Consider the following 24,979-nt stretch of genomic DNA (forward strand, 5'->3'; position numbering starts at 1 on the left):
CGACAATGAGCCCCGACGGACAGAACATCGATGTCGTGAGGAAGGCCGCGACCCTGTGGACCTCCGAGGACGACCTGGGCTCGGAGGAGTCCAGGGAGACCGTGTCCAGGTACCGGTCGTCCGAGCTCCGCAAGCTCGCCTTCACCTTCGCATGCGTCGCGATCGCGGCGGTCGTCGCGTGGCTGTCCGTCGGATACGGCTCCCTGGACATAGGGTTCCTGGACTGCTACCGGATCCTGTGGGAGCACATCACCGGGAACATCGCCGACACGACCCTGGACTACGTCGTCGTGAGCGAGCGCATGCCGAGGGTGGCGGCCGCACTGGTGGCGGGAGCGGGACTTGCGATAGCGGGTTGCGTCATGCAGAGCGTCCTGAAGAACCCCTTGGCGGACCCATATACCACGGGGATATCCTCGGGAGCCGGGTTCGGGGCGACGTTGGCCATAACCATGGGGCTCTCCTTCGTCGGAGGGGACTATTCGGTGGTGATCAATGCGTTCCTGTTCTCGCTCGTTCCCATGGCGATCATCATCACGGTGTCCAAGCTGAAAGGGACATCCCCGACCATGATGGTCATGGCCGGGATAGCCGTGATGTTCATCTTCAACTCGTTCACCACGGTGATGAAGCTGAACGCGAACCCGGATGCGCTGGCCCTGCTCTACCAGTGGAGCGTGGGCACCGTCACCGACTGCACCTGGCCGCAGATAGCCCTGATGGCGGTCGTCGTTGGGATCGGGATAGTACTGACCCAGCTGATGTCGCGCAAGCTGAACATACTGGCCACCGGGGACGACTCCGCGAAGGCGATGGGACTGGACGTGGAGAACCTCCGCGTGATCCTCCTGCTGCTGATATCGCTGGTCGTCGCGACGGTCGTCAGCTTCACGGGACTCATCGGGTTCGTTGGTCTCGTCGCACCTCACGTCTGCAGGATGTTCGTGGGCGCGGACAACAGGTACCTCATCATCTCCTCGGCGATGTTCGGGGCGGTCCTGCTCGAGATCGCAGACCTCGTCGGACGCACCGTCATAGCCCCGGCCACGCTGCAGGTCGGAGTCGTCACGGCGTTCATCGGCGGACCGATGTTCCTGTACCTCATAATGAGACAGAGGAGATCCAGCTGGTGATCCGATGAAGATAGAGATACACGGACTATGCGCAGGATACGGGGACAGGACCATCCTCCACGACATAGACCTCGTCCTGGACAGACCAGGCCTCACGTGCATAATCGGACCTAACGGGGTGGGAAAGTCCACTCTGATCAAGTGCATGAACAAGCTCCTGGAGCCCACGTCCGGCACCGTGACCATAAATGACAGGGACGTGTCGGAAATGACGAGGAAGGACATCGCCGAGATCGTGTCCTATGTACCCGTTCAGACTGAGGACCTGTTCGCCATGCCGGTGTTCGACACCGTCCTCGTAGGGAGGTCCAACAAATCCAGATGGAAGACCTCCGCCGAGGATGTCGTCAAGACGAGGAAGGCCCTGGAGGTCATGGGCCTGTCCGACTATGCGGACCGCATGTTCGACGAGCTGTCTGCCGGATAGCATCAGACGGCCGCGATAGCCAGGGGCCTGGTGCAGGAGACCGAGATACTGATCCTGGACGAGCCAACTTCGAACCTCGACGTCCGGCACCAGATATTCACGACCTCCCTCATGCACGAGATCGCGGTCGCCAAGGGGATCATAGTCATAATGATCAGCCACAACCTGAACATCGCATCGATGTTCGCGGACCAGGTGGTGCTCATGGAGAAGCCCGGTAGGATCAGACAGGTCGGCACCGCGGAGGAGGTGATCACCTCCAAGAACATCTCCGAGGTGTACAACGTGGGATGCGACATCGTGATGCACAAGGGCCGTCCGGCTATGCTCCTCGACGATGTCCTGCACCGAGGTGGGTGAGACCCCCTCGGTCACGGATATCAATGCCCGTCCGCGTCGTCCCCGCCGTAGAACACGAGCTGGGATGCGGCGTATATCTCCTCGAGCCCCACGCCATCCTGTGCGGACACGGCGCGGATCTCCCCGAACACCCCCGCGTTCTCGACGGCCTTGAACAGCTCCATGCCGATCACGGTCTCGGGCTGGGAATCGGAGTCCAGAAGGTCCCCGTACAGCGCGTCCGAGACCTGGTACCAGTCGAGCATCCTCTGCTGGTCATCGTCCGAGAGCGTGTCGCACTTGGACAGCAGGTTCAGCGTGGGGAGCTGGAGCCTGAACTCCACGAGGGCCCCCAGGACCATTGCGGAGATGAACCCGTTGGGCGTGCGGCAGAGGGACGGGTCCGAAAGGTAGACGATCATCGAGTCCTGCGCCCCGAACGCCCTCACGATGAGCTGGGACGACTCCCTGAACGCGAAGAGCTCGAGCTGTCCCGGGGTGTCGACCAGGATGTAGTCCGCACCGTAGGTGCCTATGATGTCCGTCATCTTCGAGATGTTCGCGACCATCAGGTCCGCGGCCACAATCTGCGCCCCGTTGGGTCCGAGACCGTAGGCCTGCATGGTCTCCTCGAGATTGATCCACTCCCTGATGTCCACCTCCGCCTCATAGGGGAGCGCGTCCGCACCAGGGTCCATGTTCACCACGACGGCATCGACGCCGTTGTCGTCCAGCCACTGCTTGTACGCTCCGACCAGCGTGCTCTTTCCGCTCCCGGCGGTCCCCACGAAGAAAACGAACTTCATTTTCGCAGCCTCGACATATATGCCACGCACATCAGACGCAATCAATATTAAATTGCGCACGACATTCACGACCCCATGAAAGCGTTCAAACGCAACACTGCGCCCTTCGCGGTCGTCGGTATCGTTGCAGCGATCCTGTTCGCCATGGTGTGGCTCATCGCCGCCGTGAACGACCCCAACTGGGTCCTCGGCGTGAGCACACTGTCCGACATGGGCGTCTCCGATGTCCAGCTCACCGCGGACCTCTTCATGTACGGATGCATCATCACCGGACTCCTCGTCTTCGTCTTCGGACTCGGGAAGGCGAGCAACGAGTACGGATCCAGTCGCGCAAGCGGGATCATGACCGCGATCGCAGGGGTCTTCCTGGTCCTGGTCGGACTCTACAACAAGGACTTCGGGAACGGCAACATCCACAACACCGTCGCCATCCTGTTCTTCCTGTTCCTCGCACTCGCGGCGATGGCCTCCGTCCACGGGGACTGGACCGAGGGCAAGAGGATCAACGGTGCCATCGGCGCGATCCTCATCATGATCGTCATCGGTGTCGCCGTCGGGAAGCCCCTCGCATTCGTCGAGACTGTGGCAGTCCTCTGCGGACTCATATGGATCATATCCGAGAGCGTGAAGATGATCCTGAACATCAGGGCTGCCGAATCGGCAGTGTCCAACTGATCGGAGAGATAGATATGGCAATGCCCAACAAAATGAAGATCGGCGCCATTCTCGGTGTCTTCGGAGGCATCGTCGCACTCGCGGCGATGGCCTACGCCTGGAATGGAAGCATCGACAGCATGTACACCGTAGGTCTGAACATGCTCGCGGCAGTGATGTTCTTCGCGGCCGCAGGAACGTTCACCAAATACAGCCCCGTCTGCGGCAACACCGTCCTGGCGATCTCCGCCGTGACCATGGCCGTCATCGTCATAGGAGCCCTCTACGAGGCGACCTTCCTCGCTGTCAGCATCCTCATGGCGATCATCGCCGTATGCTGCATCCTGGTCGCAGCCTGCCCCAACGTGTGCAAGTGGGTGGACTCCAACAGGGTCATCTGATCCATATCAGGGGTGCCTGCGGGCACCCCCAACCCTTTTCACGTTCTCACAGCGCCGTCCGGGCCTGATACCTATCTATTTAACCGGTGAAGCTATCCACCGCGCATGGATGAAAAGTACTCCTTCGCACTGCGCAAGCTCGCCCTGCTGGGAGCTATGGACGACTACATCGCGATCTCCTCTAGGGAGCTCGGCGATGCGCTCGAGATGAGCCAGCAGTCCGCATCCAAGAGGATTCTGGAGCTCCTGGACGAGAAGTACATCGTCAGAGACCTCGGGGCCCGCAAGCAGCGCATAAAGCTGACCACCAAGGGGATCGAGGACCTCAAGAAGGAGTACAACGAGTATCGCAGGATATTCGAGATCACCGACCATGTCACCATCCACGGCACGATCCAGTCGGGCATGGGAGAGGGCGGGTACTACATCTGTCAGGACCAGTACATGAAGCAGTTCAAGGAGAAGCTCGGGTTCCTGCCGTTCGAAGGTACCCTCAACATCCAGGTGGACTCCGAGGACATAGGCAAGCTCGATGTCATCAGGAGCATAGCCGGGGTCTCCATCAACGGGTTCTCGAACAACGGGAGGAGCTTCGGAGACGTCGTCGCCTACAAGGCGAAGATCCGCAACATCGACTGCGCCATCGTCGTTCCCGAGAGGTCCCATTACGCGGACATCATCGAGATCATCTGCCAGTACCACCTCAGGAGGACCCTGAGCCTCGAGGATGGGGACCACGTCGACGTCAAGGTCGAGCTGTAACCTCAGTCCCTTATGTCCAATCCCAGCGAGCGGAGCTTGTCGGCCGTCAGCGAGTAGATCTCCTGATGGAAGTTTGTGGGTTCCAATGTGTTCAGGTCGTAGCAGTCCTGGAAGCGGTACCCATCGGGAATGGTCTGATTGCCCTCGTACAGGCCGACTATCGAATCCAGGAGATAGTTCGCGTCCTCGACCCTCATCCCGGATGCGGCCTGCAGCGTCTTTCCCGCGAAGCGGGCCTCCATGCCGGTGGTCTTGTCCAGGGCGGAGCCCTTCGCGGATGCGCTCATCGCGGAGAACTCGCGTCCGGACGCCGCATCGCAGATCGCCTGCGCCGCATTCTCCAGGAAGCACATCTCCGTGCACGGTCCCGCACCCACGTAGTACATGCTTCCCAGGAGAAGGTCCGTGTTCCGGTCGATGGCCGTCCCCACATGCGCGAGGACCTGAAGGGTCCCCCTGGTCGTCGAGGTCCCGTGCTTCAGATGGATCGGTCCGTCCACATGTATGTGCGCACCGCATGCCACGAATGCCGCGATGGAAACAGCGACATCGCATATCGCGGTCTCCTCCGGACCCCCTGCATATCCTCCGAAGATCGGGAGCGCCTCGGTCATGATCACGCTGCCGCTTATCTCGCAGGCCGCCTGCATCATCATACCGGTGCGGTTTATCTTCATCTCGTTCATCAGCGGGATGTCATGGCCGTCCGTGGGCGACATCCCCATGTTCGGGAGGTTCACCGAGATCCTGCTCGTGGTGGAGATCGCGGACTCCGGACCGAACACGGCCATCCCCGGACGTCCCACGTTCGCCTTGGCGACCTCTATGGCCTTCATCTCGGACATGATGTTGTACATCTCCGACGGCCCGCCAGGCTGAACGGTGACGCCCTTGTATGTGTTGGAGACGCCGCAGTACAACGTGTCTATGATAGATTCCTGCGCGTAACTCTCCATCATCTTGGAGTAGTTCTTCTCGCTGACCGTCGCCGCCGTGGGGCCGCCGTTGACCACGGGGCGCTTGCGTGCATTCCCGTGACGTGCGCTCACTGTGACCGCATCCACGCCCCGGCCCACCGTGATGGACTTCGGGGAGCATTCTATGGCATCCCAGATCTCATCCTCCGTGACCTTCATGACGGTCCCGGTGTCCATGCAGTAGATGCCGACGGTCTGCAACATCTCCACGCCCGCGTCGAAGAGCCTGTCCGCAAGGTCCAGGTCCTCGGGGAGGATGGAGTCTCCGAACTCTATGCCGTACTTCTCCTTCATCGCGGTGGCCGTGCCGGGGATTATCGTGTAATCCCAATCCACCTCTGCGACCTTGCTACCGGCATTGATCCTTCTCTGGACCTCCAGAGAACTGAGTCTCCCACCTACGCGCATCACATATCCCTTGCCGATTTCCAAACGCTACTCAGAAAGTTCCACTGAGACTGTTTTGGTACTTCATTATTTGTTATCTTTATAAAATATTTCTTCAAATTTTATTGAATGCTCAATATTTTTCATAAATTATATTTAAATTTTACTTAACAATGTTAGAAAATCTTGGTTTATTTATATAGACTTGAAACCTTAATTTTTAAAAATCAATTTTTCAAACATACAATATATAAATATTTTGTATAAAAGAGAAATCATTAAATAATGTATCGTACGATTGACGATCCAACGGGGAAACCCGGGAGGCAAAACATGTCAACAGATGCAGACAAAAAGGCACTTTTCGACGCTATGGTCGCATACAAGGTCGACGGGATCAAGGCCGCCGTCACTGCAGCCAGCGCCAACGGGATGAAGGCCACCGAGATCATCGACGCCCTCGCCGAGGGGATGACCGAGGTCGGAGTCAAATTCGAGAAAGGGAAACTGTTCCTTCCCCACGTCCTGTCCGCCGCTGCCGGAATGAACGCAGCAATGGACATGCTCGACGAGGAGCTCCGCGCAGGCGGGGATGCCGCCGCGACATCCAAGGGAAAGGCTGTCATGGGAACCGTCGAGGGGGATGTCCACGACATCGGAAAGTCGATCTGCTCCACCATGCTCCAGTGCAACGGCTTCGAGCTCGTCGACCTCGGACGCGACGTGCCCAAGCAGAAATTCATAGACGAGGTCAAGGGCGGATGCAACTTCTGTGGGATGTCCGCACTCATGACCACCACGATGACCGTCATGAAGGAGATCATCGACATCATGTCCGCAGAGGGCATCCGCGACAAATGTACCGTCATGGTCGGCGGAGCACCCATCACCCAGGCCTACGCCGACAAGATCGGGGCGGACATCTACGGCGAGTCCGCGTCTGAGACCACCAGGAAGGCGAAGGCCGTCGCATCCGACTGAGGAGGCATCGCATATGACCGACTACTACACCAGGATGGGAGATGGCAGCAGGGTCAGGATGACCAAGGAGGCCATCCTGAACGACATCCAGGCCGGAATGGCGGATGCCTGCGACATGGGGGAGATCCCCGACCTGAACGCGAACGAGATCGAGCACCTGGCCGAGATCATCATGTGCCAGGACCGCGTCGTCGGAGTCGCCCCCGGGAACGAGATCATCCTCTCCTACGACATCGGACAGCTGGACTTCACCGGCGACAACGGTAACTCCGGGAACGGGGTCGACATGGGAAGGCTCGAGGCCGCTCTCCTCCACGAGAGGGCCCTGGGAGCCGACACCTTCGAGCTCGCCCACGCGGACTACTCCATCAAGCCCGTTAAGCCCGTCATCGCCAACGAGATGCAGACCATGGAGGAGATCCAGAACGAGATCATCGCCCCCTTCTTCTACGGAGCGATGCCCAACATGGGACTCTACTACTCCCCCGACGGACCCTACCCGAACCCCGCCGACCTCATGAGGGAGTTCAAGATCGACGAGTCGATGGCAGCGTCCGAGGCCGCGGCCGAGCACCTGACCCGTGACATCGAGTACGTCACCACCAGGCTCCAGGCCGCCGGATCCGACGGATTCAACTTCGACACCACCGCCTCCGCGGGAGATGCGGACTGCGTCGGCACCCTGAACGGGGTCAAGCTCCTGAGGGAGCAGTGCCCCGAGGCATACATCCAGGTCGGCTTCGCCGGAGAGTCCATCATGGGGATCCACGGAGCCATCGAGTTCAACGGGAAGCCCGTCGCCGGGATGTACCCCCACCAGTACGTGAAGATCGCGGAGGAGGCGGGAGCCAACGTCTGCGGTACAGTGGTCAACACCAACACCTCCAAGAGCCTCGCATGGAACCTCGCCCGTGCGGTCACCTTCATCAAGGAGGCCGTGAAGCAGTCCAACATCCCCGTCCACGCGGACATGGGAATGGGAGTCGGCGGGATCCCCATGCTGGAGACCCCTCCCATAGACGCGGTCTCCAGGGCCAACAAGGCGATGGTCGAGATCGCGCACGTCGACGGCATTTAGATCGGAGTGGGAGACCCCGCAGGAATGGATCTCCCCCACTTCATGACCTCCGGAATGGGAGGGATCAGGACCGCTGGGGACCTTGTCGCCAGGATGCAGTTCGGAAAGAACATGAGGATCGACGAGGCGAAGGAGTACGTCGCCAAGAAGCTCGGCATCACCACCGTCGACCTCGCCGACGAGTACATCATGAGGGAGCTCAGGGAGGAGCAGAAGCTGGGTGTCGTCACCGGAGTCCCGGGAGCGCCCAGAGGGATCGCGGCCAAGATGAACATCGAGGACGTCCTCGGCATCAAGATCAACAGCTGCGACAAGTTCCGCGAGAAATGGAGAAGATGAGCCTCAGGCTCTGAACAACCCGGAGGCTGCGGCCTCCGGGACCAACAACCTTCGGTCCTGGACAGCATTCGATTTTCCTCCGTAGGGGCCTGCATCCCCACGCATCGCCAGGACCTCCACCCGATCCATCAGGGCCTCAGGGCCGTGATCGGGACGACGAAGACGCCGTCATCACGACGGTACACCGCCTGTGACAGACCACAGACGACGCACAATACCGATGGGACCTTCGCACCCCTGTCCGCCATATAGTCCCTTATCCTGATGAGATTCGCGGCAGCACCGTCGATCTGCTGGGCGCCCAGCTTTATCTCAAAGGCCCCCCAACGCCCATCGGGCAGTTCCACGACGGCATCGATCTCACGGTCCTTGTCATCGCGATACTGCAGAAGCCTTCCCCCGAGTCTGGACGCATACACGTCCAGGTCCCTCGCGCACATGGACTCGAATATGAAGCCGAATGTCCTGAGGTCCTCGATCAACTTCGACGAGTTCAGGTCCAATGCCGCCACTGCGAGGGATGGGTCCGCGAGGTGACGTTTCTGAGTGGAACCGACACGTACGCTGGACCTGTAGTTCGGATCGAACGGCAACTGGTCATTTATGAGATACATGCGATCCAGGAGGTCCAGGTAGTTGGTTATCGATGTGTCCGAAACATCCTCGTTCTCGTACTCTCTGATATCCTTGGCTATGCTCGCTTTGGATGCATAAGTGGACTCGTTCCTGGCCAAAGACCTCAAAAGCATCTCGATCTTCCTGGAATTACGATTCTTCCCATCCAATCTCGCAGCATCCTCCACTATAGTCCTAAGATACCCCCTATTCGCAATGAGTGCTTCGGATTCGTCGAATTCGATGTTGCGGGGCCACCCCCCGCGAACTGCAAGGCGTACCAGCTCAGACAGCTCGGTCCTGCACACGGCGGCTTTGACCTTGTCATCGAAGAGCCCCTCCAAGGACACCTGTCCAGATGAGTCCCCGGATTCGTACAGCGACATCGTACGTATGCGCATCCTGCCGAGACGCCCTGCGCCGGAATGCTTCTTGGACGAGGGAAGTGGGGTCGATGAACCGGACAGGATGAACCTTCCATTCCTCGTACTGGAGTCTACAACATCCTTCGTGGCACTCCAGATGGCCGGGACCTCCTGCCATTCGTCGATGAGCCGAGGCTCCTCCCCATCATAAGCTGACATGATGTCCATTTCCACCATGCGCCTCATGGCATACTGTCCTGCGGGGTCGTTGAGTGATATCTCACTATTGGCCCTCGTGCGCGAGAGCCATGTCTTTCCACAGAACTTCGGACCCTCGATAGACACCGCACCGAATGCTCTCATCATGAGATCCAATTCGGATTCTGCCAGTCTTGGACGGTAGCCTTCCGGTGTGAGCGTCATAGGAGAAGGTATGGTACGACGATATATAATGTGTTTTTCACGAAATATCTTTCGTGTTTTTCACGAAATTGCCATTATGCAATGTAGATTCATCCGTGAAAAGCATCCCGAAAACAGAAAAATGATGGTTTTGCCCCCGAAGGGGCATTGGAGTTTCAGCGCCTCTCGAGGCTTGCGATCACCGAGCGGAACACGGGCATGCCGTCCCCCTCCTCGGCCGAGTATCCCCTGGTCCAGTCCGCATGGGTAAACCTGGAGATCGCACGCTCCGGATGGGGCATCATGCCCATGACGTTCCCGGCAGGGTTGCAGATGCCTGCGATGTCGGACGGGGAACCGTTGGGGTTCCACGGATACCTGGCGTCGGACCCGTCGGGACAGACGTACCTGAACACGACCTGGTCGTTGTCCTCGAGCCTCTGGACGAAGTCGGGATCGCTGCTCATCAGCTTCCCCTCGGCATGTGCGGACGGGATCGTCAGCATGCGCCTCCTCTCGATCCGGGACGTGAACACGCACTTCCCGTTGTTGTCGTTCCTGAGGACCGTGGGCCTGCACTCGAACCTTCCGGAGTCGTTGGTGTACAGCGCGGCCGTGGGGCTGTCGGACATCGTCCCCTCGAACGCGGGGAGCAGTCCCAGCTCCACCAGGATCTGGAACCCGTTGCACACTCCCAGGACGGGCTTCTCCGCCTCGACGAAGCGCCTTATGTCCGTGCCAAGGGATGCCTTGATCCTCGCCGCGAACAGTGCCCCGGCGCGGACGTAGTCCCCTGCGGAGAACCCTCCGGCGAAGACCAGCACGTCGTAGTCCTCGAGGCTCCTGCGCCTCATCTCGGACGACTGCCCGTTCAACTGCTTGAGGTGCACCAGCTCGGCCTGTGCGCCGACCGCCCTGAAGGCGTCGGCCATCTCCTCCTCCGCATTGGTCCCCTCGATGCGCATGACACATACTCTGACGTCTTCCGGCCTCATGCGGATCCCCCCATAATGGTCCAGACTGGATCGTTCCATGCCCTCCTGAGCTCCTCCACCGGGATCTCGGTGCCGTTGTCCTTGATCTTCAGGGAATCGCCCTTGGTGATTCCCAGGAGATGGGCGTCGTCACCCATGATGTCGGTGAACCTGGTCACGTCGGCACCATCGATCTCGACGATCCAACGGCTGTTGCTCTCGGAGTACAGCTTCACCCTGAAGTCCTCCCCGTTCAGCGCGGAGGTGTCGATCTCGGCACCGACGTGTCCGGAGATGCACATCTCCGCGACGGCCACCGCGATGCCTCCGTCGGAACAGTCGTGGCAGCTCACCACGAGACCCTCGTCCATGGCCTTCAGCAGCTTGTCCATGAGCCTCTTGAGCCTCTCGATGTCCACTGCGGGGACCTCTCCCTTCTCCCCTCCGAACTTCCTGTAGAGGAGCGACGCGCCCATCTCGTCCCTGGTCTCGCCGACCACGAAGATGCAGCTCCCGACCTTCTTGAAGTCGGCGGTGATGCTCTTGCGGACGTCGTCTATGAACCCGCATCCCAGGATCATCGGAGTTGGGAGTATGTGGTGTCCTCCGGGGGCCTCGTTGTAGAGGCTCACGTTCCCGGAGGGTATCGGGATGTTCAGCGCGCGTGCGGCCTCCCCTATCCCTCTGACGGCCTCCCTGAACTCCCCGAGCCTCTCGGGCTTCTCCGGGTTGCCGAAGTTGAGGCAGTCCGTGAAAGCGTTGGGCCTGGCTCCGACGGCGACGATGTTCCTGCAGGTCTCGTCGATGCAGGACATCCCTCCGCGGTACGGGTCGGCCTCCGTGAACCACGGGTTGCAGCCGATCGCCGCGGCGAGTCCCTTCATCCTGTCGGGGACGGGCCTCAGGACACTGGCGTCCCCGGGTCCGGTCTCGTTGAGTGGCCCTACCATCGGGTGGACCACGGTGGCCGCGCGGACCTCATGGTCGTACTGCCTGATCGCCCACTCCTTGGATGCCACATTGGGGTCCGAGAGCATGGCGAGGATCGCATCCCTGTCGCTGTCGATCTTGGGGAAGACCTCTCCGTCCTTGGTGGGCGGTGTGGGAAGCTCATAGGGCCTCTCGTACACAGGTCCCCCAGTGAGGAACTCGATGTCCATGTCGAATATGTTCTCGCCGTTCCAGTAGAGGCGGGTGTGCATGGTGTCGGTGGTCCTCCCTATGGGCGTGGCGGGGACGTCCCAGAGGTCGAAGACCTCGAGGACGGCATCGACGTTCTCCGGTCTGCAGGTGCACATCATGCGCTCCTGGGACTCGGACACCCAGATCTCCCACGGGGCGAGCCCAGGCTCCTTCAGGGGGACCTTCTCCAGGTCCACGTCGGCCCCGCATCCCCCGTCGAGGGCCATCTCGCCCACGACGCAGCTGAGTCCGCCCCCGCCCAGGTCCTTCATGCCGGTGATCAGATGCCTGGCATTGATCTCGAAGCATGCATGCATGACAGGCTCCTTCATGATCGGGTCACCCAGCTGGACGGCCCCTCTGGAATCCTCGTCGGAGGTGGACGTCAGGTCCGCGGAGGCGAAGTTGACGCCGTGGATCCCGTCCCTTCCGGTCAGTCCACCGATCAGGATCATGACGTCCCCGGGGCCTCCCGCGTAGTTCTTGGCGAGGTCCGCCCTCTTGACGATTCCGAGGCACGCGACATTGACGAGGCAGTTCCCGGTGTACTTGTCGTCGAAGAAGAATCCGCCGGTGATGGTCGGTATCCCGACACGGTTCCCGTAGTCGCGGATCCCCGAGACCACGCCGCTCATCAGGTACCTGGGGCTCTTGACCCCCGCGGGAAGGTCCACATCCCTGTCGATGGGTCCGAAGCACAGGGGATCGGCCAGCCCTATCGGCTGGGCCCCCATGCACACCACGTCCCTGAGGATGCCGCCGATTCCTGTAGCGGCCCCTCCGTAGGGCTCGATCGCGGAGGGATGGTTGTGACTCTCGATCCTCAGAGCGTAGCCGTAGTCGTCATCGAAGACCATGACCCCGGCGTCGCCCTTGGAGAGGACGTCGTCCCTGTCGATCCCGAACACGAACTCCTTCAGGATCGGTTTGGAGCTCTTGTAGCAGCAGTGCTCGCTCCATGCCTGTCCGAGCGCCTGGAGCTCCACGTCCGTGGGGTTCCTGCCCTCCTTCTCGAAATAGGACCTGACGGTGCGCATCTCGTCCATGGAGAGCCCGAGGCTCAGGTCCTTGGAGAGCTGGACCAGGTCATCGTCCGAGGCGGCGAGTATGTCGACGTCGTACAGCTCGTACGACGCGTCGCGCCTGCTCATCCCACAAGCCATGTTCATCTCACCGATACCCTGAAGTTCTGGATGACCGGGTTGGCGAGCAGTTTCCTGCACATCTCCTCGGCCTGGGCCTTGGCCTCGTCTGCGGGAAGGTCCATGTCGACCTCGAACAGCTTCACGGTCTTCACGTCGTTGACTCCCTTGAAGCCCAGGGACTCCAGGGTCTTCCTGGTGTTCTTCCCCTCGGGGTCTGCGACCCCTTTCTTGAGCTCGATTCTGATCTCGACGACTGTCATCGAGCGTGAGCTATGGCACGCGCGCTATTAACCTTGCGCACGCGCGAGACCCGGGCACGGCACATGTTCCAGCACCCGGGACCTGTGGAACGCGTCAGATGCACGTTCCGAGGGCATACCAGAGGTCCGATCCATGTGGTACTTGTATAAACCACGAACAGATTGGCGTGGTAACATGGCAGAAGAGCAAAAGCGCGAGTCCTTCTCGGGCAAGATCGGGTTCATCCTGGCGGCAGCGGGATCGGCGGTCGGCCTCGGGAACATCTGGCGCTTCCCCTACCTGGCGGAACAGTACGGCGGAGGGATATTCCTCCTCACGTACATCCTGCTCGTGGTCACGTTCGGATTCGCCCTCATGCTGACCGAGATAGCCCTCGGAAGGCGCACGGGGAAGTCCTGCGTGGACGCGTTCGGGGACCTGAGCAGGAAGCACTCGTTCATCGGCTGGCTCGCCATACTGGTCCCGGTCATCGTCGTCCCGTACTACTGCGTGATCGGCGGCTGGGTGACCAAGTACTTCGCGGAGTTCGCGATCGGGGCGGGAACCTCGCCGCGACGGACGGCTTCTTCAATTCGTTCATAAGCTGCGGACTCTCCGGGATCTTCGACAGCCCGGTCACATGGTTCGTCATCTTCGCGGCGATAAGCGTCCTGGTCGTGGCGTTCGGTGTCGAGAAGGGCATCGAGAGGATGAGCAAGATCCTCATGCCCGTCCTCCTGTTCCTGATGATCTTCGTCTCGATCTACGCCCTCATGATGCCGGGCGCCCTGAAGGGACTCGAGTACTACCTCATGCCCGACCTCTCCGAGTTCTCCATGGGCACCGTCCTGGGGGCCGTCGGCCAGCTGTTCTACTCGATGTCCCTGGCCATGGGGATCATGATCACGTACGGCTCGTACATGAAGAAGGACATCAGCATAGAGAGGTCCGTCCGCCAGATCAGCATGCTGGACACCGGCGTGGCGTTCCTGGCCGGGCTCATGATCGTCCCCTCGGTCGTCGCATTGGGCATGGACACCGGGGAGGGCGGGACCGGACTGATGTTCGTGACCCTGCCGAAGGTGTTCGAATCGATGCCCGCCGGAGACATCATCGGTGCCGCGTTCTTCTTCCTCGTGATAATCGCGGCCATGACGTCCGCGATCTCGCTCTCCGAGGTCATCGTGTCCGCCATCAAGGACCGTCTCAGGTGGAGCAGGAAGAAGGCGTCCGCACTCGTCATCACCCTGATCTTCGCGCTCGGCACCCTGTCCTGTCTCGGATACGGACCGCTCAGCGTGACATCCCTGCCCGGAGGGTCGTTCCTGGACTTCTTCGACTTCATCACCAACTCCGTGATAATGCCCATAGTCGCCATACTGACATGCGTCTTCATCGGATGTGTGGTCAAGCCGAAGTTCATAATCGAGGAGATCGAGAGCTCCGGGGAGTTCAGGTTCAAACGGCCGTACGTGTGCCTCGTGAAGTACGTCTGCCCGATACTGTTGGCGTTCATACTGGTCACCGGCCTCCTGGACATGCTCGGGATCTATTCCATCTGATGCCGGGACGGATGCCCCGCCGCTTCCGACGCGGGGCATCCCCCATTCTCCCACCCCCTACCTATATCACATCCCAGGGGTATCCCGACGCGATGAGTGACTCGATAGCCCTGAAGGTCGCAATGGCGAGGTCCCAGTCCGAGGCAGGATACGGGCGGGCGCGCATGGACAGCGAATCCAGGAGGATGCTCGGCCTTGAGCTGGGGGACACCATCGAGATAGTCGGGAAGAAGACGGTCGTTGCCAAGGTCTTCAAGGGGAACCCGGAGGACGAGGGCAAGGGCCTCCTCCTCATAGACGGACTGACCAGGACCAACGCCGGTGTGAGCGTCGACGAGAACGTCATGGTGAGAAGATGCGACCCCATGCCTGCGAAAAGGGTCGTACTGGCACCCAACATCCCGGATGGCAAGAGGATAAAGTTCGAGGACGGCATCGAGAACGTGTTCCTGAAGGGGCTCCTGAACAGACCGCTCATAGACGACACTGACATCGTGGTCCCCAACATAGCCCTCATGGGGAACCGCTCCACGTTCTCCGTCGTGTCCACGGTCCCGGAAGGGCCGGTCATAGTCAACGACCGCACCGAGGTGGTTGTCAAGGACGTCGCCAGGAAACAGCCCGCCACGACCAAGGTCAAGAAGACAGGCCACCAGATCACGTACGACGACGTCGGAGGCCTCGACGACGAGCTCAAGCGCATAAGGGAGATGATCGAGCTCCCTCTGAAGCATCCCGAACTGTTCGAGAGGCTGGGCATAAGCGCCCCCAGAGGGGTGCTGCTGTTCGGACCCCCTGGCACCGGCAAGACCCTCATGGCCGAGGCCGTGGCGAACGAGTCCGGGGCGTCCCTATTCTCGGTCCGCGGACCGGAGATAATCGGGCAGTACTACGGACAGAGCGAGGAGCGCCTGAGGGACATATTCAAGGAGGCCGAGGAGAACGCCCCCAGCATCGTGTTCCTGGACGAGATAGACTCGATCGCCCCCAACAGGGACGATGTGTCGGGGGAGGTCGAGAGGAGGGTGGTGGCACAGCTGCTGACACTCATGGACGGGCTCGGGGACCGCGGGAACGTCATAGTCATCGGGGCCACCAACAGGGAGGACTCCATAGACCCAGCCCTCAGGAGACCGGGGAGGTTCGACCGCGAGATCGAGATCGGCGTTCCCGGCCGCAAGGCCAGGGCGGACATCCTGGCGGTGCATCTGAGGGACATGCCCCTCACGGATGACGTCACGCCGGACGCGCTCGCATCCATGACCCAGGGCTTCGTGGGCGCGGACCTGGCGGCCCTGTGCAGGGAGGCGGCGATGAACTGCCTCAGCTCGCGCATCGGGGAGTTCGACCTGGACAGACCGGTCCCGTCCGAGCTCCTGGAGTCCATGAAGGTCAGGATGGATGATTTCTCGGCGGCCCTGGGAGAGGTGGAGCCCAGCGGTATGAGGGAGGTCCTCGTGGAGATCCCCAAGGTCACATGGGAGGACGTTGGCGGGCTGGACGACGTCCGCAGGCAGATCCAGGAGGTCTTCGTCCCGGAGGAGGGCAACCGCGCCTATGAGAGACTGGGGGTGGAACCCGGCAAGGGGATACTCCTGTACGGCCCTCCCGGGACCGGCAAGACGCTCATAGCCAAGGCCCTGGCGAACGAGTCGGGGACCAACTTCATATCCGTGAACGGTCCCGAGGTGGCGAGCAAATGGATGGGCGAGAGCGAGCGCGCCATACGGCAGATATTCAAGAGGGCGAAGCAGATGGCGCCCTGCATAATATTCTTCGACGAGCTGGACTCCATCGCACCGATCCGCGGCATGGGGGACGGCTCCGCATGGGAGAGGGTGGTGGCACAGCTGTTGACGTCGATGGACGGTGTCGAAAGCCTCCGCAACGTCACCGTGATGGGGGCCACCAACCGCCCCGACATGATAGACCCCGCGCTCCTGAGGCCCGGGAGGTTCGACCGCCTGGTGCTTGTGGGAAAGCCCGATGCGGACTCCAGGCTGGGGATATTGAGGGTGCATACCCGCAGGATGCCACTGAAGGACGTCGACCTGTCCCAGATAGCCTCTGCGACGGACGGGTACGTCGGAGCGGACCTCGCTGCCCTGTGCAGGGAGGCGGGACTCGCCGCGTATCGCGAGGACCCCTGTGCGGAATCCGTATGCCAGCATCATTTCGAAACGGCTATGAGGATGGTCGGACCATCCGTCACGGAACAGATGGTCGACGATTATCTAGCCGTCGGCAGGAGCATAAAGAAGCGCAGGACGACATGGGACAACATCCCGTTCTACGGGTGAGGCCGGGCGTCACCGCCCGACATGGCCCGGGTCAGTGCTTCCCGCAGGTGCACTGGTGATCCTCGCCGTGATGGTTGCAGGTGGGACCGGTCACATCGTCGAGCCCGCCCCTCAGGAACGCGTTCACGACATCGTCGGTGTTGCCGGAGCATCCCGGGCATACCCTTATCCCCGAGGCCCTCAGGCCGTCGATCGCACCGCCGCCTATGCCACCGCACAGCAGCACCGCGACGCCCATGTCCTTCAGGACCCCTATGAGCGCCCCGTGCCCCTTCCCATCGTTACCGCAAACCTGCGAGGACCTTATGTTGAGGCCGTCCACATCGTAGACCTTGAACTCGGCGGTCCTGCCGAAATGCTGGAAGACGTTCCCGTTCTCGTGTGTCACTGCTATCTTCATCCCGCTCATCCTCCGAGATCCGAGACAGCGGCCGCAGCCGCGATGGCATGCGCCGCTCCCGCATTGCATGCGGGGGCATTCCCCGTTGCCGTCCGCCGTCGGACATTTCACGTTCCCCTTGGCGGTGCATCCCTCGAAATCGGGATCGCACGGGTGCCTGCGGGCGACCGCCATGTCCGACAGCATCTGCGACAGTCCCAGGAGCATGGACCTGTCCACGGCGTAATGCGTGGAGTATCCGTGCTTCTCCGCCGAGACCATGCCGGCCTCGCGAAGGACCTTCATGTGCTGGGACACGGCCGCCTCAGATATGCCCAGCCTGCGGGCGACCGCCGCGGAGCAGAGATCGTGGTTCAGCAGTATGTTCACTATCGCGAACCTCGTCCCATCGGACAACAGCCTCAGACATTCCACTGGGTCGCTCATCCTCGAACCTCAATTAAGTAGATGCTTAATCAAATAGGTCGGATATAAATCCTGTCAAAGGTCACGGGCCATGTATGGGAGGTCCTCGGAGTATCCGAGGGAGCGGTAGTACTCCCTGACCCCGACGCCGCTGGTGACGCGTATCCTGGAGCGCCCCTCCCGGGATGCCACGCGCTCCGCCTCAGACACGAGCCTGCGACCGAATCCGCGATGCTGCCAATCCCCGTCATCCTCGCCTATGGACGCGGGATGCCCGAAGACCTTGAGCTCCCTTATCGTCGCCATCGGATTGGAGTCGAGCCTCAGACGGACGTAGCCGATTATCGAATCGTCGCATTCCAGGGTGATGAAGTGCTCCACTCCCCCGCACGCCTCGTAGACCTGGTCCCTGAGGACCACGTCGTCGGGGTCCAGGTCGGCATCGGTGCGTCCGGCCTCACGGCAGCGGATGCACCTGCATGACATCCCGTGGTCCCCCATGTACGAGGCCACGAGCTGCCTGATGTTGCTCTTGGTTATGCCTGCGGCAATCTCCGTTGCGGGGATGTCCCTCTGGATCCTCTGTATGCGGACGTACTCCGGCACGATGGCCTTCATCTCCGAGATCAGACGGACCGCCGTGTCCTCATCGTACGGGACGTAGGAGCCTGCCCTCCAGAGGTCGTAGACGCCGGTCCCCTGGACCACCAGGAGGGTGTAGAACTTCAGCATGTCGGGACGGTACGACGGGTCGTCGAAGACCTTCCTGAAGCATTCCAGGTCATGCTCCGGGTCCGAGCCGGGCAGGCCGGGCATGATGTGGTAGCAGACCTTCAGCCCATGGTCCCTGCAGTCCTTCGTGCAGCGACGGACCTCCTCCGTGCCGTGACCGCGCTGGACCGCGGAGAGTATCGCGTCGTCCAGGATCTGCACCCCGAGCTCCACGCGGGTGGCCCCCAGGCGCATGGCCTGCTCGATCTGCTCCGGGGTGAACACGTCCGGACGGGTCTCGACGGTCATCCCGACGCATCTGCTGGGTGCCGTGCGGTTGATGCTCTGGGCCTCCTCCAGAGTGTCCGAATCGACGCCGTTCATGGCATCGAAGCATCTCCTGACGAACCACTCCTGGTACCCGGGGTCGCGGCTGGTGAACGTACCTCCCATTATGATAAGGTCGATCTTGTCGGTGTTGTGACCGATCTCGTTCAGCTGCTTTATCCGGTCAGTCACCTGACGCCAGGGGTCGAACTCGTTCCTCGCCGCCCTTCTGGCGGCGGGTTCCTTCCCGGTGTACGACTGTGCGGAGTTGTTGGACACCCCTCCCGGGCAGTACGAGCATTTGCCGTGGGGGCAGTCATGAGGGGACGTCATGACCGCGACGGCCGCGACGCCGCTGACCGTGCGGGACGGCTTCTTTATGAGAAATGGGAGCAGGAGGTCCCTGTCCTCCGCGCTGACGTTCGCCAATATGACGGAGTTCGGAGGGACCGTGTCCAGAGAATAGTGCTTGCAGAGCTTCAGCTTGAGGTTCTGGAGGGCATCCCTGTCCCTGACACGACCGGACCTCACGGCCTCGATCAGGTCCCGCGAGAGAAGGGCCGTCGGATCAGCCATAGAGAGCCCTGTCCTCGCCGGGGCCTTTCCTGGGCTCCTCGGGTGCGGCCTCGATCTGGTTCATGGCGACGATCGCGTTGGAGTTGATGAACGATATCCCGCCCTCGGTCTCGAAGACGAGCGCCGTCTCCGTGCCCATGGCCGCCATGCCGCCGTAGACGCCTTCGATGACGGCCTCCTTGGTGACGTTGACCCTGTACACGACCGAGAACCTGGCGCCCTTGACGATGGAATGCTCCTCTGCCATGGTCATCTCTCCTCCATCAGTTCCTGGAAATGGGCGATGGTCTTACGGTAGTTCTCCATAGCCATGCTCACGTTCGCCTCGGTGAAGCTCCATGCCTTGGAGAGGTCGCCGAACCTTATGCGGTATCCCTTGCGGACCTGTCCGTCGTACTCCACGTCCATGGCCTCCAGGAGGTCCATGGACTTCAGCTTGTTGATGTGACGGTACACGGTGGGCTTGGTGGTCCCCAGGAGGGATGCCAGCTCCTCGACCGCCCACGCCTTGGACGGATATTTCATGAGATAGTCCATGAACAGTCTGTACGGGACGCTGTCGCGGACGGTGATGGCTCCGGTCTTGGGGTCGTAACCCTTCGGCAGATAGCCTATCTGGACAAGAAGGGTCTCGGCGACGACGTGCACGTCGTCCACGCCCGACATCGGCGTGTTGCTAACCACCTGGAGCTCGAACAGTTGATCCGCCTCGAAGGAGCGTTAGAGTTTAGCTACCATTTAAACTATTTCGAGGGTCGACGGGAATGCGGCGCATCCCCGGGGCGACCCTCAGATGAAATCCTTCAGACGGTCTATCGCCTTCAGGACGCTGGTGGACGGTATCGCTCTCGACACGGGGATCGAGAGGATCTTCTCGACCGTCGGCGCGACGATGGGTGCGCATACGACGCCCAACGCGCCGTCGCGCTCCGCGCGCACCGCGGCGATGATGGCATCCTCCACGGTGGACACGGGATACTCGCGGACGGAGACAGTCAGACCGTCCATGTCTATGGTCTTGGGAAGGTTGTCGACGACCATCGTGTTGGCCACGACCGCTATGAAATGGGACTCCTCCGGGCCCATCACGATCTTCAGGGACTTTATCACCTGGCGGACGGTGCGGAGATTGGGCTCCCTCTTATCCTCCAGGATCTTGTACATGGTGCTCTGGGAGATGCCGGATATCTGACAGAACTCGTTCAGGGACATCTTCAGCTCATCCTCGAGGATGTTGCGGAACGCCTTCTGGAACCCGCCCTCCTCCCTGAGCATCCCGTTGATGAGGTCGGACACCGTCATTCTATCCCTCTGGCATAATCGGCGGCCGACATGCCGGCGATGCATCCCTGCCCCACTGCCTTGGCGACCTGCCATGGCTTCCCAGTCACGTCCCCGCACGCGAACAGGCCAGGGACGCCGACGCAGCAGCAGGAGCCGTCGACCTTTATCGTATCGTCCAGCTCCGGCATCGCGCCGAGGTCCAGCGCGAGGTCCGCGGCGGACTTCGCCCCGAGCTCGATGAACACGCCGTCCGTCTGGATGGACGTGCCGTCCTCGAGGCTTATCGATGTCACCCTGTCCCCGCCCTCGATGGCCGACGGGCGGGACTCGTGGAACGTCACGCCGGCCGCCCGGGCCTTCGAGACCAGGGCATCGTTCGCCTTCAGGTCCCAGAACACCCAGTGGGTCTCGGACGCGTATCCCGTCATCAGCTCGGCGGACACCGCCGCCTCCGAATCGTTGCCCACGATCACGGCGCGCTTGCCGCGGTAGAAGTTGCAGTCGCAGACCGCACAGTAGCTGACGCCCTTTCCGAAGAGCTCCTTCTCGCCGGGGACGTTCAGCTTCATGCGGGATATCCCGGTGGCGAGGATGACCGCCTTGGCGTTAACGGTCTCGCCGCTCTCCAGCCCGAGGACGAACGACCCGTCCCCGGCCATGGCCGAGATCACGTTCTCCTCCACGAACCTCGCCCCGGTGGACTCGGCCTGGGCCCTGCCGTGTGCCAGCATGTCCTCTCCGGGGACCTCCCCGGTCCCGAAGTAGTTCCCGATGCGGGTGCCTGTCACAGCGCTGCCGGAGGCCTTCCCTATGACGATCGTGGCCGCCTTCTTCCTGGAGGAGTGTATGGCGGCCTGGATGCCGGCCGGGCCGGCACCTATGACTGCTACATCGCAGTCCATCAGAGCTTTCCCACGAGGTCGACGAGGTCTTCCTTCGGCCTGAGCCCGACGAGTGCCTGGACCATGACGTTGTCCTTGAACACCAGAAGGGTCGGGATGGCGTTGATGTTGAACCTCACGGCGATGCCCTGGTTCTCGTCCGTGTTGAGCTTCGCGAACGCGGCCTTGCCCTCGAGCTCGGCGGCCGCCTCGTCCACGATGGGTCCCATGCGCCTGCAAGGTCCGCACCAGGGTGCCCAGCAGTCGACGATCGCGATGTGGTTGGACTCCACGAAGGAGTCGAAATTGGATTCGTTGAGTTCCGTTACCATTGCACTCACTGTGACCCGATAGCGCAGATGGACTATTTAGGGGGATGTGTCACCCAGATAGGCGAACCGCACCCCCTTTCGAAACTCACAGAAGACCCATGCGCCTGACGAGTTCCAGGTCGGGGATCTCCCCGATCTTCGACTGTATGACGTCCAGGTCCTCCCCGTAGAGGTCCGACAGCTCCCTGTGGAGGGCGACGATCCTGTCCGCTCCGCGGTACGCCCCCTTGGAACGGAGCTTGTTCACGGAATGCATATGGTCGACGACGCGGTTGTCGCTGACCAGGTTGTCGGCATGGGCGACGATCTTCTCCTCGATGGTCGCAGGCATGTAGTCCGCAGGCGGGAGCCCCATCTCCTCGGCATCCTCCGCATCGAGACCTGCGCCCGTGTGCTTGCGTATTATGTCCACGATCTCCTTCGGCAGACCGTACGCGGACGCTATCTGCGACCCTATGTACGCATGCATGATCGAGTGGTCCACGGACCTCCCGATGTCGTGCAGGAGGGCGCCGGCGGTCACCAGGTCCCTGTCCGCCTCCCCGATGTGGGACACGATCTCCTGCGCGACGGCATTGACGGTACAACAGTGGATTATGACCCTGCGCTTGCAGCCGGCCTCCTCCAGGTACTCGATGCAACGGGTGTCACTCGGGATCGTGCTCGACAACGGTCTTCCCCCTCTCATTGGGAACCACTTCGAGATGTCCGCCACGATCGGCGTACAGCGCCTTGCCCTCGGTGAACCTGTCCAGGAATATCGCCAGTGCGGCAATCTCGGAGTGCGGCTGATTGCCGACGGAGATGTTGAAGTCCGCACGCTGGTAGACCTCTGCAGGCACCTTCTCCGCTCCGACGACGATGAGTATGTCCTCATCGCGCGGGATCTTCGGAAGCGCCTCGTCGACCCTCTGACCGTACATCGTGAGATGGACGACCTTTCCGGGGAAGTCCTTGATCTCCTGTCTCCAGGGAACACCCGTCCTGATGGTGTAGTCGCCGCCGAACCTGTCGACGACACTGCGGATGTTCTCCTCCAGCACAGGGTCCTCAGTGTCCACGAAGATGCCTTTGGCACCCAGTGCGCGTGAGGAAAGCGCCACGTGGGTGGTCACCCTCTTATCCCTCTCGGGACGGTGGCCGATCCTCATTATCCAGATTCCTGCCATTGGTCACTCTTCACGGATGAGTTCTATTCTGTGACCACGGTAGTCCATCTTGACAGACCTGCGGACAAGGCTCTTCAGCATGGTCGAGGAGAGCCCGAGGGACTCGGCGATGTCTCCCGAGAACCTTCCCTCCGATCCCACCTCTTCCAGGATCTTGGATTCTATCCCTGCGTACTCGTCGTCGCTCATCATGGCCGCGGTCAGCACATCGCTGATCTCATAGACCGGCCACTGGGCGTTGATGCTGAAAGACGTGTAGTAGGTATGGTAGGACTTCTCCGGATACCCTCCGTTCTTGGAGAGCCAGCGGGTCTCGACCAACTTCATCTTCTCGAAGAAGATGATGGCGTCCCTGCCCTCGGGGCCGAACTTCTGTTCGATCTCGTCGGCAGTCCTCCATTCCAAGGTCACCTCTTTCAGGACATCCCTTTTCACGGGAGTATCAACGGACCTCAGCATCGGGACCAGCTCCGATGGCTCGTTGATGACCTTGATTCTGTTCATGAACTATCTGGATGCTGTTGTCCCTATATAATGATTAAATTCTAATCGTTGTTTGGCTATATATACCAGATGAAAAGTTGTTGATGTTTGACTACAATTTCTGAACAGACCTACCCATCCATCGGCATGTTCCCAGCCTCTGACCTCCCACAACATTTAATACGTACTCGCCCAATCCGCAGACCAATGAAGGAGAAACAGCCCGAACTCGTCTGGCAGTGCCTCAACTGCTACAGATCATACAAGGGCGCTGATGCCGAGCAGAAGGCACTCGACTGCTGCGGCTCCGTCACCCAGGGATGGTGGGCCAACTACAACAAGTGGGGCAAACAGAAGTGGTACGGTCGCTGATCGGACCCTTCCAACCCTTTTACCCTTTTCTGACATCCTACTCGGAGGTTTCGAGCATTGAGCGAGTCCAAGGATCCCGTCGACACAGTGAACGAGGACCTAGAACTGCTAGAGCGCCACATCTCGATCCTTCGCACCGTCAAGGCGAATCAGCCGATCGGACTCATACGCCTCTCGGAGATGAGCGGCGTCCCGAAGCACAGGGTGAGATACTCCCTGAAGATAATGGAACAGCAGGGCATAATCATCGCGACCTCGGAAGGGGCCGTCGTATCGGATGATTACGACGAGTTCATGGCCAGTGTGGCAGAGTCCGTCGAGAACCTCGCCGACAAGGTGAATGCTCTGAGGAACAGTCTTCTCGAATGACCTCCGCACGCATGGATGGAGTACGGTGGGCCGAGGACGCATCCGGATGCACCGATTCCACCGAAGACCGTGGATGACTATGGAAGGAAGCGTGCCTGATTGATCGTGCGAGGCACATGACGACTGTCGATCGATGCCGTGGATCCGAGGCATGGCGATATTCCATCAGAGCATCCAGGACCGAGCAGACGGGTATCGTCAGCAACAGCAGACCCAGCATTGTTACGTCCAACTCCATCCCTATGGTACCGATGGTGATGCCGGACGACTCGTCCACAAGGATGTCATGGATCTCGTAGGAGAGGTCCCCCGTGATCGTGAGGGTGACCGTCATCAATCCCAGATTCAGGAGGATCCGCATGATGAGACGATGCATGGTCCCCGGCTCGAAGCATCCGACGAGGAAGGCCGGTATCAACAACGGGAGGAACATCATGAAACGGACGAGGGCCTCCGTCGCCAGGGCGCTGCCGTCCGCATCCCAGACGGCATCCGGGAATACGCTGTAGACGCTGTACAGAAGATACAGTGCCAGAACCCCTATCGCGAGGAGTGTGGCCAGCAGCTTCACGAGATAGATCGACGCATAGCGGGCCCCGCC

Annotated in this window: 27 protein-coding genes and 2 pseudogenes; 13 read left to right on the forward strand and 16 right to left on the reverse strand. The window is 60.7% G+C overall.

All coding sequences use genetic code 11. The annotated features are described in order from the left end of the window. The first annotated feature begins 5 nt into the window (after positions 1–5). From V5D86_RS04305 to V5D86_RS04315, 3 genes are read left to right on the forward strand one after another with little or no spacing between them, the layout of a single operon-like run. A complete protein-coding gene (locus V5D86_RS04305) occupies positions 6–1,133 on the forward strand; it encodes a FecCD family ABC transporter permease (RefSeq protein WP_414595471.1) in 1,128 nt (375 codons plus the stop codon). A gap of 4 nt (positions 1,134–1,137) precedes the next feature. Then, on the forward strand, positions 1,138–1,560 hold the full coding sequence (locus V5D86_RS04310; RefSeq protein WP_414595472.1) for an ABC transporter ATP-binding protein: 423 nt from the start codon (positions 1,138–1,140) through the stop codon (positions 1,558–1,560). 30 nt (positions 1,561–1,590) lie between these two features. Further along, positions 1,591–1,920: a hypothetical protein gene (locus tag V5D86_RS04315; protein ID WP_414595473.1), complete on the forward strand. Its 330-nt coding sequence runs from the start codon at positions 1,591–1,593 to the stop codon at positions 1,918–1,920. A 20-nt stretch (positions 1,921–1,940) separates the two neighbouring features. Here the strand turns inward: V5D86_RS04315 and V5D86_RS04320 are convergent, their stop codons facing one another. Further along, on the reverse strand, positions 1,941–2,705 hold the full coding sequence (locus V5D86_RS04320) for an ATP/GTP-binding protein (RefSeq protein WP_414595474.1): 765 nt from the start codon (positions 2,703–2,705) through the stop codon (positions 1,941–1,943). Between the two features lie 75 nt (positions 2,706–2,780). On the opposite strand from V5D86_RS04320, the gene V5D86_RS04325 reads away from it, so the two are divergent. The 3 genes from V5D86_RS04325 to V5D86_RS04335 all read left to right on the forward strand — a co-directional run bounded on the left by V5D86_RS04325 (position 2,781) and on the right by V5D86_RS04335 (position 4,522). Next, the gene (locus V5D86_RS04325; RefSeq protein WP_414595475.1) at positions 2,781–3,380 is read left to right on the forward strand and encodes a DUF998 domain-containing protein; all 600 of its coding nucleotides are present in this window, start codon (positions 2,781–2,783) and stop codon (positions 3,378–3,380) included. A 14-nt stretch (positions 3,381–3,394) separates the two neighbouring features. Continuing rightward, positions 3,395–3,760: a hypothetical protein gene (locus V5D86_RS04330; RefSeq protein WP_414595476.1), complete on the forward strand. Its 366-nt coding sequence runs from the start codon at positions 3,395–3,397 to the stop codon at positions 3,758–3,760. 105 nt (positions 3,761–3,865) lie between these two features. Continuing rightward, on the forward strand, positions 3,866–4,522 hold the full coding sequence (locus V5D86_RS04335; RefSeq protein ID WP_414595477.1) for a DUF120 domain-containing protein: 657 nt from the start codon (positions 3,866–3,868) through the stop codon (positions 4,520–4,522). Between the two features lie 2 nt (positions 4,523–4,524). On the opposite strand, the gene V5D86_RS04340 is transcribed toward V5D86_RS04335, so the two are convergent. Beyond that, complete coding sequence (locus tag V5D86_RS04340) at positions 4,525–5,907, reverse strand: monomethylamine:corrinoid methyltransferase (protein WP_414595478.1); 1,383 nt, start codon at positions 5,905–5,907, stop codon at positions 4,525–4,527. A gap of 312 nt (positions 5,908–6,219) precedes the next feature. Here V5D86_RS04340 and V5D86_RS04345 point away from each other — a divergent pair, with 312 nt between their 5' ends. Continuing rightward, positions 6,220–6,867 (forward strand): cobalamin-dependent protein, encoded by a 648-nt coding sequence (locus V5D86_RS04345; RefSeq protein WP_414595479.1) that lies wholly within the window; start codon positions 6,220–6,222, stop codon positions 6,865–6,867. A 13-nt stretch (positions 6,868–6,880) separates the two neighbouring features. Then, positions 6,881–8,284 (forward strand): annotated as a pseudogene (mtbB, locus tag V5D86_RS04350) ([dimethylamine--corrinoid protein] Co-methyltransferase). Positions 8,285–8,412: 128 nt separating this feature from the next. Here the strand turns inward: mtbB and V5D86_RS04355 are convergent. From V5D86_RS04355 to purS, 4 genes are all read right to left on the reverse strand, one after another. Beyond that, positions 8,413–9,687 (reverse strand): ATP-binding protein, encoded by a 1,275-nt coding sequence (locus tag V5D86_RS04355; protein ID WP_414595480.1) that lies wholly within the window; start codon positions 9,685–9,687, stop codon positions 8,413–8,415. 155 nt (positions 9,688–9,842) lie between these two features. Next, entirely contained in the window at positions 9,843–10,661 is an 819-nt protein-coding gene (gene purQ, locus V5D86_RS04360) for a phosphoribosylformylglycinamidine synthase subunit PurQ (protein ID WP_414595481.1), read from the reverse strand. Beyond that, positions 10,658–12,991 carry a phosphoribosylformylglycinamidine synthase subunit PurL gene (gene purL / locus V5D86_RS04365; RefSeq protein WP_414595482.1) on the reverse strand — a complete coding sequence of 778 codons (2,334 nt, stop codon included), beginning with the start codon at positions 12,989–12,991 and terminating at the stop codon, positions 10,658–10,660. Before purL ends, purQ begins: the two co-directional genes overlap by 4 nt. After that, entirely contained in the window at positions 12,988–13,227 is a 240-nt protein-coding gene (purS, locus tag V5D86_RS04370; protein ID WP_414595483.1) for a phosphoribosylformylglycinamidine synthase subunit PurS, read from the reverse strand. Before purS ends, purL begins: the two co-directional genes overlap by 4 nt. A 175-nt stretch (positions 13,228–13,402) precedes the next feature. On the opposite strand from purS, the pseudogene V5D86_RS04375 reads away from it, so the two are divergent. Together V5D86_RS04375 and V5D86_RS04380 are read left to right on the forward strand one after the other, a co-directional pair. After that, positions 13,403–14,769 (forward strand): annotated as a pseudogene (locus V5D86_RS04375) (sodium-dependent transporter). Positions 14,770–14,861: 92 nt separating this feature from the next. Continuing rightward, entirely contained in the window at positions 14,862–17,069 is a 2,208-nt protein-coding gene (locus V5D86_RS04380; RefSeq protein WP_414595484.1) for a CDC48 family AAA ATPase, read from the forward strand. Positions 17,070–17,100: 31 nt separating this feature from the next. Here V5D86_RS04380 and V5D86_RS04385 read toward each other — a convergent pair whose 3' ends face one another. The 10 genes from V5D86_RS04385 to V5D86_RS04430 form a co-directional block, all read right to left on the reverse strand. Further along, on the reverse strand, positions 17,101–17,895 hold the full coding sequence (locus V5D86_RS04385; protein ID WP_414595485.1) for a metalloregulator ArsR/SmtB family transcription factor: 795 nt from the start codon (positions 17,893–17,895) through the stop codon (positions 17,101–17,103). Between the two features lie 54 nt (positions 17,896–17,949). Continuing rightward, positions 17,950–19,488: a tRNA uridine(34) 5-carboxymethylaminomethyl modification radical SAM/GNAT enzyme Elp3 gene (locus V5D86_RS04390; RefSeq protein ID WP_414595486.1), complete on the reverse strand. Its 1,539-nt coding sequence runs from the start codon at positions 19,486–19,488 to the stop codon at positions 17,950–17,952. Then, positions 19,481–19,741, reverse strand: coding sequence for a hypothetical protein (locus V5D86_RS04395; RefSeq protein WP_414595487.1), 261 nt, complete (start codon positions 19,739–19,741; stop codon positions 19,481–19,483). Before V5D86_RS04395 ends, V5D86_RS04390 begins: the two co-directional genes overlap by 8 nt. Beyond that, positions 19,738–20,154 (reverse strand): ArsR family transcriptional regulator, encoded by a 417-nt coding sequence (locus tag V5D86_RS04400; protein WP_414595488.1) that lies wholly within the window; start codon positions 20,152–20,154, stop codon positions 19,738–19,740. The genes V5D86_RS04395 and V5D86_RS04400 overlap by 4 nt, the downstream gene beginning before the upstream one ends. 123 nt (positions 20,155–20,277) lie before the next feature. Further along, positions 20,278–20,790 (reverse strand): helix-turn-helix domain-containing protein, encoded by a 513-nt coding sequence (locus tag V5D86_RS04405; RefSeq protein WP_414595489.1) that lies wholly within the window; start codon positions 20,788–20,790, stop codon positions 20,278–20,280. After that, positions 20,787–21,674, reverse strand: coding sequence for an NAD(P)/FAD-dependent oxidoreductase (locus tag V5D86_RS04410; RefSeq protein WP_414595490.1), 888 nt, complete (start codon positions 21,672–21,674; stop codon positions 20,787–20,789). Before V5D86_RS04410 ends, V5D86_RS04405 begins: the two co-directional genes overlap by 4 nt. Continuing rightward, a complete protein-coding gene (gene trxA / locus V5D86_RS04415; RefSeq protein ID WP_414595560.1) occupies positions 21,674–21,985 on the reverse strand; it encodes a thioredoxin in 312 nt (103 codons plus the stop codon). Before trxA ends, V5D86_RS04410 begins: the two co-directional genes overlap by 1 nt. Positions 21,986–22,070: 85 nt before the next feature. After that, positions 22,071–22,655, reverse strand: coding sequence for an HDIG domain-containing metalloprotein (locus tag V5D86_RS04420; protein WP_414595491.1), 585 nt, complete (start codon positions 22,653–22,655; stop codon positions 22,071–22,073). Next, entirely contained in the window at positions 22,633–23,154 is a 522-nt protein-coding gene (locus V5D86_RS04425) for a tRNA (cytidine(56)-2'-O)-methyltransferase (protein WP_414595492.1), read from the reverse strand. Before V5D86_RS04425 ends, V5D86_RS04420 begins: the two co-directional genes overlap by 23 nt. Positions 23,155–23,157: 3 nt before the next feature. Next, positions 23,158–23,658: an ArsR family transcriptional regulator gene (locus V5D86_RS04430; RefSeq protein WP_414595493.1), complete on the reverse strand. Its 501-nt coding sequence runs from the start codon at positions 23,656–23,658 to the stop codon at positions 23,158–23,160. 186 nt (positions 23,659–23,844) lie between these two features. Between V5D86_RS04430 and V5D86_RS04435 the strand changes: the two genes are divergently transcribed. From V5D86_RS04435 to V5D86_RS04445, 3 genes are all read left to right on the forward strand, one after another. After that, positions 23,845–24,009, forward strand: a complete 165-nt coding sequence (locus V5D86_RS04435; RefSeq protein ID WP_414595494.1) for a hypothetical protein — start codon at positions 23,845–23,847, stop codon at positions 24,007–24,009. Positions 24,010–24,066: 57 nt separating this feature from the next. Further along, positions 24,067–24,378: a hypothetical protein gene (locus tag V5D86_RS04440; protein WP_414595495.1), complete on the forward strand. Its 312-nt coding sequence runs from the start codon at positions 24,067–24,069 to the stop codon at positions 24,376–24,378. Between the two features lie 311 nt (positions 24,379–24,689). Beyond that, the gene (locus tag V5D86_RS04445) at positions 24,690–24,887 is read left to right on the forward strand and encodes a hypothetical protein (RefSeq protein WP_414595496.1); all 198 of its coding nucleotides are present in this window, start codon (positions 24,690–24,692) and stop codon (positions 24,885–24,887) included. Positions 24,888–24,979 lie beyond the last annotated feature (92 nt).

The sequence above is a fragment of the Candidatus Methanoprimaticola sp. MG2 genome (genome assembly GCF_047501175.1).
Classification (GTDB): domain Archaea; phylum Thermoplasmatota; class Thermoplasmata; order Methanomassiliicoccales; family Methanomethylophilaceae; genus Methanoprimaticola.